At 64.5% G+C, this 13,090-nt stretch carries 14 protein-coding genes; 4 read left to right on the forward strand and 10 right to left on the reverse strand.

Annotated elements, in window-relative coordinates; all coding sequences use genetic code 11:
• Positions 1-110: 110 nt before the first annotated feature.
• Entirely contained in the window at positions 111-2,549 is a 2,439-nt protein-coding gene (locus P2T57_RS16105; protein ID WP_276300240.1) for a methyl-accepting chemotaxis protein, read from the reverse strand.
• Between the two features lie 161 nt (positions 2,550-2,710).
• Between P2T57_RS16105 and P2T57_RS16110 the strand changes: the two genes are divergently transcribed.
• Positions 2,711-3,388 (forward strand): class I SAM-dependent methyltransferase, encoded by a 678-nt coding sequence (locus tag P2T57_RS16110; RefSeq protein WP_276300241.1) that lies wholly within the window; start codon positions 2,711-2,713, stop codon positions 3,386-3,388.
• A gap of 180 nt (positions 3,389-3,568) precedes the next feature.
• Here the strand turns inward: P2T57_RS16110 and P2T57_RS16115 are convergent, their stop codons facing one another.
• Entirely contained in the window at positions 3,569-4,324 is a 756-nt protein-coding gene (locus P2T57_RS16115; RefSeq protein WP_276300242.1) for a DUF7001 family protein, read from the reverse strand.
• A 14-nt stretch (positions 4,325-4,338) separates the two neighbouring features.
• Positions 4,339-5,268, reverse strand: coding sequence for a sulfide-dependent adenosine diphosphate thiazole synthase (locus P2T57_RS16120; protein WP_276300243.1), 930 nt, complete (start codon positions 5,266-5,268; stop codon positions 4,339-4,341).
• A 246-nt stretch (positions 5,269-5,514) separates the two neighbouring features.
• Between P2T57_RS16120 and P2T57_RS16125 the strand changes: the two genes are divergently transcribed.
• Positions 5,515-5,709, forward strand: a complete 195-nt coding sequence (locus P2T57_RS16125; RefSeq protein WP_115794993.1) for a cold-shock protein — start codon at positions 5,515-5,517, stop codon at positions 5,707-5,709.
• A gap of 200 nt (positions 5,710-5,909) precedes the next feature.
• Here P2T57_RS16125 and P2T57_RS16130 read toward each other — a convergent pair whose 3' ends face one another.
• From P2T57_RS16130 to P2T57_RS16140, 3 genes are read right to left on the reverse strand one after another with little or no spacing between them, the layout of a single operon-like run.
• A complete protein-coding gene (locus P2T57_RS16130; RefSeq protein WP_276300244.1) occupies positions 5,910-6,653 on the reverse strand; it encodes a 4-phosphopantoate--beta-alanine ligase in 744 nt (247 codons plus the stop codon).
• 57 nt (positions 6,654-6,710) lie between these two features.
• A complete protein-coding gene (locus P2T57_RS16135; RefSeq protein ID WP_276300245.1) occupies positions 6,711-7,325 on the reverse strand; it encodes an SIMPL domain-containing protein in 615 nt (204 codons plus the stop codon).
• 41 nt (positions 7,326-7,366) lie between these two features.
• Positions 7,367-8,203 (reverse strand): pantoate kinase, encoded by an 837-nt coding sequence (locus tag P2T57_RS16140; RefSeq protein WP_276300246.1) that lies wholly within the window; start codon positions 8,201-8,203, stop codon positions 7,367-7,369.
• A gap of 113 nt (positions 8,204-8,316) precedes the next feature.
• Between P2T57_RS16140 and P2T57_RS16145 the strand changes: the two genes are divergently transcribed.
• Positions 8,317-8,619, forward strand: coding sequence for a UPF0175 family protein (locus P2T57_RS16145; RefSeq protein ID WP_276300247.1), 303 nt, complete (start codon positions 8,317-8,319; stop codon positions 8,617-8,619).
• Positions 8,616-9,158, forward strand: a complete 543-nt coding sequence (locus P2T57_RS16150; protein ID WP_276300248.1) for a PIN domain-containing protein — start codon at positions 8,616-8,618, stop codon at positions 9,156-9,158. Before P2T57_RS16145 ends, P2T57_RS16150 begins: the two co-directional genes overlap by 4 nt.
• A gap of 5 nt (positions 9,159-9,163) precedes the next feature.
• Here the strand turns inward: P2T57_RS16150 and aspS are convergent, their stop codons facing one another.
• The 4 genes from aspS to P2T57_RS16170 form a co-directional block, all read right to left on the reverse strand.
• On the reverse strand, positions 9,164-10,465 hold the full coding sequence (gene aspS, locus P2T57_RS16155) for an aspartate--tRNA(Asn) ligase (RefSeq protein ID WP_276300249.1): 1,302 nt from the start codon (positions 10,463-10,465) through the stop codon (positions 9,164-9,166).
• A 100-nt stretch (positions 10,466-10,565) separates the two neighbouring features.
• Entirely contained in the window at positions 10,566-11,207 is a 642-nt protein-coding gene (locus tag P2T57_RS16160) for a TetR/AcrR family transcriptional regulator (protein WP_276300250.1), read from the reverse strand.
• On the reverse strand, positions 11,207-12,004 hold the full coding sequence (locus P2T57_RS16165) for an ABC transporter permease subunit (protein ID WP_276300251.1): 798 nt from the start codon (positions 12,002-12,004) through the stop codon (positions 11,207-11,209). The genes P2T57_RS16160 and P2T57_RS16165 overlap by 1 nt, the downstream gene beginning before the upstream one ends.
• Positions 11,997-12,944 (reverse strand): ABC transporter ATP-binding protein, encoded by a 948-nt coding sequence (locus P2T57_RS16170; protein ID WP_276300252.1) that lies wholly within the window; start codon positions 12,942-12,944, stop codon positions 11,997-11,999. The genes P2T57_RS16165 and P2T57_RS16170 overlap by 8 nt, the downstream gene beginning before the upstream one ends.
• Positions 12,945-13,090 lie beyond the last annotated feature (146 nt).

Genomic DNA, 13,090 nt, shown 5'->3' on the forward strand with positions numbered 1-13,090 from the left:
TTTAAAATAGGTGTAGTTGTCTTAGAAGAACCTAAACGTTTCTCGACATGGGTGGAATCGCTCGTCACCCGATGCAGTAATCCACATCGAGCGACGGTCTCAGCGGTCGGTCACGGCGGCGTTGCGAGGAGGTCGTCGGGTTCGTCGGTGGCATCAGTCTCGGTAGCGTCTGTCCCGGCGTCGGCGCTCGGTTCGGAATGGTCCGCTTCGACCTCGGTCTCCGCGCTCGCCGTCTCGAACGAATCGAGGAGGTCGGTCAACTCGTCGGCCCGGTCGGCCAACTCGGCCACTCCCTCGGTGGCCTCGCCGAGGGCGTCGGTCTGGCGTTCGGCGGCGGCCGCGACGGTCTGGGCTTCGGCGGTGGTCTCCTCGCTGATGGCCGACACCTCCTCGACCATCGCCACGACTGACCGGGCCGACTCGGCCTGTCGCTCGGTCGCCGCGCTCATCTCCTGTAGGTCGTCGTCGGTCTCGGCCACCCCGTCTACGACCGCCTCGAAGGCCTCGACCGCTTCGGCGACCGTTTCCGTGCCCTCGGCCACCTTGCGGCGGGTCTCGCGGATGCCCGCCATCGTCTCGTCGGTCTGGTCGCGCACCCGGTCGATGGAGGACTCGATGTCGTCGGTCGCGTCCTGCGTCTGGTCGGCCAACGCCTTGACCTCCTCGGCGACCACCGCGAACCCGCTTCCGGCATCCCCGGCGCGGGCGGCCTCGATGGAGGCGTTGAGCGCCAGCACGTGGGTCTGCTCGGCGATGTCGGTGATGAACTCGGTCACGTCCTCGATGTCGGCGACCAGCGCGTGCAGTTGTTCGACCGACTCGACGGTCTGCTGGGTCTGGGCCTCGATTTCGTCCAGTTCGCGCACGACAGATGCCGTGGCCTCCCGGCCGTCTTGGCCGCGACTCGCCACGCGCTCGGCACGGACTGCGGCGTCGTCCGCGGCGGTCGAGACCTCCTCGACCGTCGCGGTCAGGTCGTTCATCTCGCCCACGACCGACTGGAGGTGGTCGCTCTGGTCGGCCGCGCCCTCCGAAATCTGGGCCACCGACTCGCTCACGTCCTCACCAGTCGCCGACACCTCGGCCACGGTGTCGCTGACGACCTCGCTCTCGTCGGCCACCGTCCGACCGAACTCCCTGACCGACCGCAGGGTGGCCTCCCACTCGGCCACCATCTCGTTGAACGCCCCCGCGATGTCGGCCATCGCCTCGCTCCGGTCGTCTCCGTCCATCCGTGCGGTCAGGTCGCCCTCGGCGCAGGCGGCCATCACGTCCCGGTACTCCTCGGCGGTGGCTTCGAGGCTGGCCGATAGCTCCTCGGCCTCGGCGCGGGCCTGTTCTGCCTCTCGGCGCTCGCGCTCGACGGCCTCGCGGGCGTCCTCAGCTTTTTCGCGGGCCGATTCGGCTTCGGCGCGGGCGTGTTCTGTACGCTCGATTTTCTCCCGGAGCGACCGGCGCATGCTGTCGAACGCGCCGTAGAGTCGGCCGAACTCGTCGATGCGCTCGGTTTCGAGTTCGGCGTCGAGATTCCCGGCTTCCATCCGCTCGGCCTTCGCCGTCAAATCTTCGAGCGTCCGGGTCTGTCGTCGTCCGAACCAGATCGCAGAGACGCCGAGGACCGCCAGCGTGGCCAGCACGGTCGCCCCGAGACTGGTCCCCACGCTGTCGCGGATGCTGTACGCGCTCGATTTCGGCGCGTAGGTCAACACCGCCCAGTCGGCGTGTTCGACCGGCGCGTACCCGACGACGGCCGAGGAGCCGGTGGCAAAGCCGGCGGTCGAGTTCCGGGTCTCCCCATAGAGCGCAGTCGGGGAGATGCCGGGGTCGCTGGCGTTGGCGCGACTCGCCAGCACGGTGCCCCCGCTGGCGTTGACGATGCGAGTGTATCCGCCCGCAGTCGTCTGGTGGAAGTCGTTGACGCGGGTTTCCAGACTCGCCACGACGACGACGGCGTGGGCGGTGTTGCTCGGCGGCGCGCTGACGAACGCGACCACCGGCGCGTCGGCGACCGGCGAGCGATAGGGTTGGCTGGCGACGTGAACCGTCGAAGTCTCGTCGGTCGTGGCGTCTACCTCCTTGCCCGCCCACGTCGCCCCCAGTCCCTCGGCGGTCCGGTTCACGACGGTCCGGTTCGTGCTGGCGAGAATCTCGCCCGAACTCACGTTGACGTAGTGGACCGCCGCGATGGCTTCGCTCTCGGAGGGTCGCTGGCTCATCAGGTAGAGGTCGATGGCCGACACGTCGCCGTTCTGGAACTGCTTGGCCTGCGAGAGCGTCCGGGTCTGTCTGCTCAGGCCGGTTATCCAACTGTCGAGACCGTCGGCCTGCAACTCGGCGGTCGAGACGAGTCGGTTTTGGACCTGCGTTTCGAGTCGTTGCTGGGTCTGAGCGTAGCTAACCGCGCCGACCAGTCCCGCTACCAGCATGACCACCAGCACCCCCATGAAGAACTTGCGGGCGTGGCGCTTTCGGATTCGGTCGGGAACGACAGCCGAGAAGTCCATCCCTTGCACCCACCTGCCGATGCGCTTCATTGGGAAACTCTCCATAACACCGATACTTAAATTCCCAGAGTATATAGGGAATATAGAAAAACATAGTCGATAATTTGTCGGGGATAGAAGGCTTGTTTCTCCGGAACCGCGGAAAAATAATACGTATTCTGATTACTCTGCCCTACGGTTTAGTTCCCGGCCGTCATCGTACCTGCATGGCGACCGACGCGACGACGGCGGCACAGCAGTTCTACGGTCGGTGGGCCGACCTCTACGACGCTCTCGCTCGCTCGACGCCGGGTCTCGGACGACTGCGGGACCGGGCGGCCGACGCGCTCGAACTCGACCCCGGCGACACGGTTGTCGAGATGGGGTGTGGCACCGGCGCGAACTTCCCGCACCTCCGGGAGCGAGTCGGTCCCGAGGGCCGGGTCGTAGGCGTGGACTTCACGCAGGGAATGGTGGCCCGCGCTCGGGACCGAATCGACCGCGAGGACTGGCGGAACGTCCACCTCGTGCGGGGTGACGCGACCCAAATCGAGTTTCGGGAACCGCCGGACGCCATTCTGGCCACCTTCGTCGTCGGGATGCTCGGCGACCCCGCTGGGGCCGTGAACCGGTGGGCCGACAGACTCGCGCCCGGCGGCCGCCTCGCGCTCCTCGACGCGGCCCAGACGACGCGCTGGTTCGGGTGGCCGGTGAATCAGGCGTTCCGCGGACTGGTCGTGGCCTCGTCGCCGACCGGGATGCAGGGCTACGAGCGAGCGCCGTGGTTGGTGCTGGACCAGCGAGTCGCCGAAGCACGCCGGGCGCTCCGGGCACGGGCCGACGAGACGACCCACAGCGAACACGCGCTTGGGGTGGTCCGGATTACCGGCGGGCGAATCGACTGACCGGAGACGACTCGCCGCGGGAAAAGCCAGTTTGGGAGTAGTGATTCGGGGATACCAGCCCCTGACGACCGCTCTCGTGCCAGAGTCGCGGTGTCGGCGGTTCGGATTTCGGAGGTCCGGAGCATAAACGGTCGCTATCGAACAGACTCGTCTGTCAGAAAGCGCGCCGGCGCTCGGGAGTCAGTCGTACAGTTCGGCGTGGTCCTCGCAGAACGCCGGGTCCCGCAGTTGCGCCTCGATTACGCCCGGTTGCCGGTGGGGGTTCGAGAGGCGACACTCGTCGTCGCAGAAGCCCTCGCCGGTCCGCCAGCAGTGGACCGCCTGCAGGACGTACCCCTTCAGGGCCTCGGTCGTCCGGGGGTCCGATTCGACCAGAAACTCGCCTTCGACCTCGTTTTCCAGCACTTCTCTGGGCGGCGTATCGCCCGAGAGCAACGCCGTCTTCTGCTTTTCCTTGTAGTACTGCTCGGGTTTGGCGGGCGCTTCGTAGAGGCCCGGCACCGAGACGATGGCCGGCTGGCCGAGGAGGTTCACCCGCTTGTGCCACCGGGCGTCGTGGTCGCCCCACGTCCCAATCGCGCGGTCCAACAGGACGACGTGGAGGTGGTCGAGGGTGCGCTCGGCCTCGGGAATCGCGGCGTTGAGCGCGCGCTGGACCGCCACGCCGTCGTAGAGGACCCCGCCCTCGCGCTCGGGGCTGTCGAGGGCGCGCTCCTCGTACCGGACGATGCCGAGCATGGTGTTGCCCGTCTCGCGCTCGTAGGGCGAGAGGACCCGCGAGTCGGCGAACTGCTCGGGCAGAGCGTCGTTGCGGTGAACGTCCAAAAATCGGTCCGAGACGGCGACCTCGCCGGTGATTCGGTCGCGGAGCCAGTCCGCGATGTCGTCGGCGTTCGCCTCTGTGGTCGGCGCGCGATACAGCGTGACCTTGGTCATGGTCTGACTGGCTTTTAGTCGTCGGCGGACGCAGCCTTCGTGGTCATGTCAACCGGTTCGGCGTCCACGCCGAGTTCGTCGAGAGCGCACTGGGCGGCGCGCTTGCCCGACAGGAGCATCGCGCCGAAGGTCGGACCCATGCGCGGCAGGCCGTAGGTCGTCGCCGTCGCCATGCCGGTGACGATGAGACCGTCGTGAACCAATCCAGTGTGTTCCACGATGGCGTCCTCGGATTTGCCGACCCACATCGAGTCGTGGCCGGGCGAATCGTGGCCGGGCGCGCCGTAGGAGTCGTCGCCGGTCTTGTCCATGCCGGTGGAGTTCTCCTTGGCGTCGCCGATGCCGGGGGCGTCGAGGACGCCGCGCTCGTCCAGTTTCGAGACGGCCATGCCGTCGTGACCCGTTGCGTCGATAACGAGGTCGGCCTCGACGGCGATGGGGTCCACGCAGGTGATTTCGCGGGGCAGGGCGTGGACCGGCGTCCAGTTCATCACGATGCCGCCGACGCGGTGGTCCTCCCGAATCACGATGTCGGTGAACTCGGTCATGTTCTGCATCTTCGCGCCGGCGTCGCAGGCCGCCTTGATGAGACCGGAACAGGCCTCGGGACCGTTAGCGACGTAGAGGCCCTCGCTGTCTTGGGACTGCTTGAAATCCACGTCGAGGTCGCCCAGCACGTGCTGGGCCGGGTCGCGGACCGTGACCTTGTTCATCAGGAAGCCGCCGAGCCAGAACCCGCCGCCGAGGTAGTTGTTCTTCTCGACGACCATCGTCTGGACGCCGCGCTCGGAGAGTTCCTTCGCGGCCATCAGGCCCGAGGGACCGCCGCCGACGATGATGACGTCGGAGTCGGAGAAGTCCATGAACTCCTCGGTCCACTCTTGGCCGATTGCGCGAGTTACGTCCGCCTCACCTACGTCGCTGAACTGCTCGAATTCGCTCATACAACTCAGTGATACCACAAGGTTGTTGAAAGAGGTTGCGAAATGAGTCGCCGAGAGAGGGGCCGACTCGTCATTCGGAATCGAATCTCGTCGCTTTCGACTCGTTTCCACGAAATCGACGTGAACCACCGGCTGACTACCTGCGCCGCCGGTATTCGGCCGAATTTCCGGTATAGAAACGCCGACACCCGTGATACCGCGACCCTCGGAAGCGTTATCCGTGGACGGGGCCTTTGTAAAATTGTAATGGCAAAAGGTACTGTTGATTTCTTCAACGACACTGGCGGCTACGGTTTCATCTCTACTGACGACGAGGACGACGACGTGTTCTTCCACATGGAGGATGTCGGCGGTCCGGACCTCGAAGAGGGAACCGACATCGAATTCGACATCGAAGACGCCCCCAAGGGGCCGCGCGCGACGAACGTCGTTCGCGCGTAAGTCGGAAACTAACGTCGCCTTGCGCGACACCACAACGAACATTTTCGAGCGATACACCTAACATCGCTTTTCACGACGCTACTCAACCGTGAGACTATTCTCCGCACTCGTTAGAGCAACCTAATCATTCCCTATACGATTGTATAGGTGGTTATAAAATAACCAGTCACGTCTCAACGCGGTCGAAATTGTATCGCCGCTCAGTCCAACTCGCCCTGCCGAATCGCTCGCTCCGCTTCTTCGAGCGCCGTCTCGCGGTCGAATCCGTCCACGATTTCCGTTAACTCGTCGTCACTCGCGCCCTGCAACTCCCGAGCGTGTTCGGTCACGTTCGGAATCGCCCGCATGATGTTGTCTACAATCGGAATCGTGGCGGTCTGGGCCGAGCGAGACATCGGATTCAGGTCCACGACGATTTCGGTCTTGCCCATCTCGGCCAGCGCCTCGGCCCGGTCGCCGTCTTCGAGTGGCACCACCACCACGTCGGCGTCGTGGATGCCCTCGGCGTCCACCTTGGCGCGCTCGTGTTCCAACCCCGGAATCCGAGCGTCCGCTGTGAGGCCCTTCACGTCCTCTGCGCCGTGTTCTCGCAGGTGGTCGGCGATGGCTTGCATGCGCTCGTCGGTCCGGTTGAACAGGTTCACTTCGATGTCGGCCCCCGTCGCCTCGGCCAACTCCACCATCTCGCCGGGCACGAGCGCCGCGACGTTGCCGTTGACCGAGAGGACCGCGTGGTCGGCCAGTAGCAACTGGGCGGCCGCTGTCCGCTCGGCCTCGTCGGCGCTCGGGATGGTCTGCTCGCCCAGCAAGTAGTCGTAGGCTTCGCCCCGGCCCTGCGCGATGAGGCCCTGTTGGCTGGTGATACCCTTCTCGACGCCCTCCTCGATTCGGTGGCGGGTCCGAAGCGACTGGGCGCGCGGGTGGTCGTCGGGAATCTCGGTCATATCCGACGTTGGGCGGGGTAGCGGGAAAAATCGACCTATCTCGCGCTCGCCGACCGCTCACTCGTCGGCGAGTTCGTAGGTGACTTCAATCGACTCGGAGACCGGGATAGGACCGGGATGGACGTCGAGGTCCCCGCTCGACGCGAGGGCGTCGTCCACGATGCTCGACATCCCCGACTCTCGTCCTCGGGCGGTGACCTCCTGCACGCCGCCGACGCTCAACTCCTCGGCGTCCGCGATTCGCTCGGCCTTCGCTCTGGCGCGGTCCATCGCGGCGTCGAGGGCGTCGGCCTCGAGTTGGGTCCGGGTCTCGTCGGACAGGCCGAACTCGACGCTGGGGACGGTCGCACCCGCGTCCGACGCCACCACGACGACCTCACGGACCGCCTCCGGCGCGCAATCGATGCGGAGTCGTTCGACCGCTCGGTACGCTTCGTCGGTTGCGGGGTCGAACGCCTGCGAGGAGTCCGCCACCTCCAGTTCAGTCGTCGCAATCCGGTCGGGGTCGAGTTCGGCGAGCGCCTCTCGAACGGCGGCCGCACAGCGCCGAGCGTTCTCCTGCGCAGAGGCGGCCGACTCCCCTTCGCCGATGGCCGTCGCCTCGACGACCGCTTTCTCCGGCGACTGTTCGCACCGCCCCGCGGCGTCGGTCGTAATCGTGCGTCCGGTCATGGTGACGAATCGACACAACGAATCGCCGACACAAAGTCGTTTCAGTCCATCTCCAACGTCGCGCCGGTGGGGTGGACCTCGCAGGCCTCGGCGTCGTACCCCGCCCGCGTCAGGCCGTTGCCGAGCGCGAAAATCGTCTCGCCGAGCATCGCCATCGCGGCCTCGCCGCCCTCGTCTGCCACGTCTTCCAGAACGTCCTCGACCCCCGGAGTCAGCAGGTCGGCCTCGCGGGCGAATTTCCGCGAGGACGCCAGCAGAGTGGGGAGGGTCGGCTTCTCCACGAGACGGACCAGCATGTCCACGCCGACTTCCGAGAGGCGGTCGGTGTTGCCCGCGAGGACCTCCTCGGTCGAGCGTTCCCCGAGGGTGAGATACTCCACCCGACTCCGGGCCGGAACGCCGTCCATCCGGCCGTATTCGGGCGCACCGGGGTCGAGTCGAATCGGCACGCCGCCGCGGGCTTGGGCCACCACGTCGCCGAGTCCGGTCCCGGCCTCGACCTCCGCCGTGTGGGCGATGGTCACGAGTTCGTTCTCCGAGCGCCCGCAGTCGAAGGTCCGGTTGGCCGCCAGCGCGGTCCCGAGCGCCGCGGCCCCCGAGACGCCGAAGCCCGCGCCAATCGGCAGGTCGGTCGTGGCGGTCACGCGCGCCTCGACGCCGAGGTCGCCCAGCACTCGCGTCACCGCCTCGATGGCGGCCGGTTCGTCGTTCAACTGCATCGAGGTCTCCACGGCGGGTTCGACCTCGACGGTCACGCCCTCCGAGAGCGTCAGGCCAGCGCCCCGCGACCCGGCTTGCTCGGGGTCGTCGGCCTCGTGAACGCTGAAGAAGCCGGTGACGTGGCCCGGCACGAACGCCCGCGACGAGTCGTCGGTCATGCTCTGGCCTTTCGCGTCACGCCGTATAACGTTTATAATCTCTGTTGACTGCTAGAGTGGGATCGCCCTCATCCACAACTTCATAAGTGATTACGTCTTAGCACATTGCATACATGCCATCGATTAGTGCCCGCATTCCTGACGACGAGGAAGAAATCTTAGAAGAGGTCGCAGACCTGCTAGAAGAAGATAAGAGTACGACAATTCGAAAGGCGCTCCATCAAGGCCTTTACGACCTTCGCGTTCGTGTCGCAATAGAACGGTATCAATCAGGTGAGGTTTCGGTGAATGAAGCGGCCCGAATCGCGGGAGTCTCGCTCGGAGAGTGGTTCGAGATTGCCCGTGAGCGAAATTTAACTTCGCAGTTGTCTCCTGATGATTTGGAAGCCGACGCTGATGCCGCTCATGAGCTATGAGAAGACGAATTCTTGCCGATGCGACGGTACTTATTGCACTCGGTCAAATTGGGGAGCTTGACTTACTCACCTGTTTCGATGGTGAAATCAGCGTCGTCCCGAAGGTCGAATCCGAAGTGACGACCGAACCAGCGAATACGAACCTCGAAAACTTTCTGGATCGTTATGAGTTTCCTCGTGTTGCCCGAGTTACTGAAAAAGGAACGGAAGCACCAGATTATACAGAAGCAAAGCAGATTCTCGGCGAAAACGAAGTCAACGGTGACGTACAGATTCTCACAGCGATATTGGTAGACGAGAACCACGACGAATTCGCTGTAATTTCTGACGACCAGCGCGTCCGTACCGTCTCGCGCCGACTTGGGGCAACCGTTACTGGAACAGTCGGTGTAATTGTACGTGCTGTAGATGAACGAAATATGACTGTTGAGGAGGGTAAAGGCCTCGTTCGTCGGGTTGACAGTCACGGTCTACACATGACCGGCGAACTTCGTGAAAAAGCGTACAAGTTGGTCGAAGAAGCCGCGGAAAACGAGTAGTTGGTTTACGGACTCAGACGCTGACGGTCTCGCGGGAAGAGGACGGCCTCGCGGATGTTCTCCAGTCCGAGCATCGTCATGATGAGGCGCTCGCCGCCGAGACCCCATCCGGCGTGGGGCGGCATGCCGTACTTGAACATCTTGGTGTAGTACTCGAAGGCGTCGGGGTCGAGTCCCTGCTGTTCGAAGCCTTCGACCAGCTTGTCGTAGCGGTGTTCACGCTGGCCGCCCGAGACGAGTTCCATGTTCGGGTGCATCATGTCGAACCCGGTCGAGAGCTGTTCGTCGTCGTCGTGGTCCTTGATGTAGAAGGGCTTGATTTCGCTGGGCCAGTCGGTGATGAAGTAGTGGGAGCCAACGTCCTCGCCGAGTGCCTTCTCGCCCTCGGTGGGCAGGTCGTCGCCCCAGACCAACTGCTCGTCGAGTTCGCCCGTGGCGTTGATGCGCTCGATGGCCTCCTCGTAAGTGAGTCGCGGGAAGTCGCCCTCCGGGACCTCGAAGTCGTCGTATCCGAGTGCTTCCAGTTCCTCCTGACAGTTCTCGGCGACGCCCTCGTAGGCAGACTTGACGACGTGTTCGCAGGCGTCCATCGCGTCCTCGTGGTCGTAGAAGGCGCTCTCGAAGTCGATGGAGGTCGCTTCGTTGAGGTGCCGGGGCGTGTTGTGTTCCTCGGCGCGGAAGATGGGACCGACTTCGAAGACTCGTTCGAGACCGGAGCCGACCATCAGTTGCTTGAACAACTGGGGCGACTGGTTCATGAACGCTTCCTGCCCGAAGTACGTGATGGGGAACAGTTCGGTGCCGCCCTCGGTGCCCGTCGCCACGATTTTCGGCGTGTTGATTTCGGTCGAACCGAGATTGCGGAAGGCCTCGCGGACCGACCGCAGGACCTCGGCGCGAATCTCGAAGATGGCCTTGGTCTCGTCCTTCCGGAGGTCGAGGGTGCGGTTGTCGAGGCGCGTCGAGAGGTCGGCGTCCACCTTACCCGAGGGGTCAAGCGGGAGTTCGGGGTCGGCGTCGGCGATGACCTCGACCGATTCGGGGACGATTTCGACGCCGGTCGGGGCGCGTTCTTCCTCCTCGACGTCGCCAGTCACCTTGACGACGCTCTCGCGGTTGACGTTGATGCCGGTCTCCACGAGGTCGTCGTCCATCTCGTCCTTCTCGAACTTGACCTGAATCTTGCCGGTCGTGTCGCGGACGATGAGGAATGCGATGCCACCGAGGTCGCGGATTTCGTGTGCCCAGCCGGCGACCGTCGCGGTCTCGCCGGGTTCGGCGTCGGCCGTGTACGTTCGGTCTTCCATGGGTCTGAGTTTCTGCGGCGTTCTCTTAAACGCCGTCATTTCGTCGGAAGGAAATCGCTCGCAAACCCACGTATGCTTTCCGGAAGTGTGTTCCTTGTTCTCACTCCTTCCGGGTCGTCATCCCCACTGCGACCGCTTCGATGAGCGCGTCCCGGACCGCACGGTAGAAGGTCTCGTCGCCGAAGTCGTCCTTGCGGTAGGCGACGAACTTCACGACGCCCATCGCGGCCGACAGGACCTCGGGGTCACCCTCGCGGAGTCGGCCCTCGGCTTGCCACTTTTCGACGTAGGGAACGATGTAGCTCAGGGACTGAGAGCGCTCTTCTCGTAGCTCCTCGCCGCTGAACTGGGCCATCAGGCGCGAGAGGTCGTCGTCCACGACCAGTCGCCGGACGAGTGGATTGGTCTCGATTTCCTCACAGAGGAGCGTCAGGAAGGCGACGATGGCCTCCTCCGGGTCAAGGGAGTCCTCGTCGCCAGCGTCCTCGGCGTCACCGACGCGCTCGAAGGACTCAGCGACGAGTTCAGTGGCGAGATGTTCGCCTTCGTCGCGGAGAATCTCGAAGTAGAGTTGCTCCTTCGAGTCGTAGAACCGGTAGAAGGTCCCGTTGGCGATGCCCGCGGGGTCAGTGAGGTCGCCGATGGTGGTCTTGTCGAGGCCGTAGCGCGCGAACAGTTCTCGGCCGGTCTCGCGGAGTTGCCCCCGAATCCGGTCGCGTTCGGCGTCGTCGAAGCCCGCCATCAGATGTCCTTCCTCCGGAACCAGACCGCGCTGAGCGCGACGAGCGCAACTGTCGCCGTGAGCAGAACGAGGGCACCCACCCAGTCGTACTCGCCGGAGACCAAGATTGCGGTGGGGTCGTAGTATCGGGTCGGGCTAATCGCGCCCAGCCATCCCGCGTCGGCGGATTCGCTGACCGTATCCAGCAGGAACAGACCGAAGATGGCCCCGAGTCCGCCGCGCTTGGCCACGTCGGAGTTGGCGGACGCGACCGAGAGGAGCAAGCCGATTGCGCCGCAGGCCAGCAAGTAGGGCACGGACAGCAGGTGGACCACAACGAGGTCAGCGAGAGAGATGGACTCGCCGATGGCCAGCACGGTGACGTAGACTGCGATACCGACGACGAGGTTGACCGCGAGGACGACCGGCACCAGCGAGGCGAACTTCTCGACCACGACGCGGGACCGCGAAACCGGCGCGGCCAGCAGAATATCCATTCGGCCGCGTTCGACGTCGCCCGCAATCAGGCCGCCAGCGAGGTACGCTGTGTAGATGCCCAGCAGGAGCAACCAGAAGAACTGGTAGAGTTCGACCGCCAGAAAGCCCTCGATGGTAGTGATGGAGAAGGCACCGGTCGCGCCGAACGCCGTCTGCATCGCGGGCGGCAGACTCTCCATGTAGGCGTCCAAATCCGCGCCGGAGTTGGCGATGGAGGGGAACAGCGCGACGAACAGCAACGACATCACGGCCAGCAGGGCCGAGAGGACGAGCGCGCCGCGAATCCGGCGCTCGGACTCGTAGGTGGCGATGTCAAGCATCGGACTCACCTCGGGTCGAGACCGCCGCGGTCGGCGACGCCGCGGGGTCTCGGTCGCTCGCCGGTCCCGCGTCGTAGAACTTCATGAACACGTCTTCGAGCGGGGCCTCCTCGATTTCGAGGTCCCGAACGTGGTAGTTCCCGAGGTGGTCCAGCAGGGCGTCGTACTCGCCGGTGAACATGAACGAGGCGTCCCCGTCGCCGACTTCGAGGTCGTGGACGCCCGAGAGGGCGAAGTCCGCGGGGTCCAGCGACTCGGCCACGCTGACGTGGACGCGCTTGCCACTCCGGTCCAATAGCTCCTCGACGCCCTCCAGCGCGACGAGGTGGCCGTCCCTGACGATGCCCACCCGGTCACAGACCTTCCGGACCTCGCTCAGGATGTGACTGGAGAAGAAGAACGTGGTGCCCCGCGCCTGTTCGTCCTCGATGAACTCGTAGAGGCGCTCCTGCATCAGGGGGTCCAACCCGGAGGTGGGTTCGTCCATGACGACCAAATCCGGGTCGTGCATGAACGCCAACACCAGCGCGAGTTTCTGGCGGTTTCCGGTGGAGTACTCGCCGATTTCGCGGTCGATGGGCGGGTCGAACGCTTCGAGGAGTTCGTCGCTTCGCTCGTCGCCCTTCAACTCGCCGTGGTACCGAATCAGTCGCCGTCCGGTGGTTCCCTCGTCGAAGCCGGGACTGCTCGGTAGGTAGCCGATTCTGCGCTTGGCCTCGATGAGGGCCTCCTCGTCGGTCACGTCCCGACCGAGGAGCGTCGCCGACCCGCGGGTCGGGGAGATGAACCCCAGCAGGGTCCGGATGGCCGTGGTCTTGCCCGCACCGTTGGGTCCGAGGAAGCCGAAGACCTCGCCCTCGCGCACCGACAGCGAGAGGTCCTCGATGCCGCGGGTCTCCCCGTAGTACTTCGTCAGGTCGGTCGTCTCGATGGCGCTCATTCGAAGTACTTCGACCCGTGAATAGATGAATGGTTCGGTTATTCGTTCACAAGATTCGGAATCCGGGTTGAGAGTCGCCAGCGTGGTCAAAACCGACAGGGGACTCGGAATAGGCGAGTATCTGCCCGTCCACCGTCGAGTGCGCT

The sequence above is a fragment of the Halorussus lipolyticus genome, assembly GCF_029338375.1.
GTDB lineage: Archaea > Halobacteriota > Halobacteria > Halobacteriales > Haladaptataceae > Halorussus > Halorussus lipolyticus.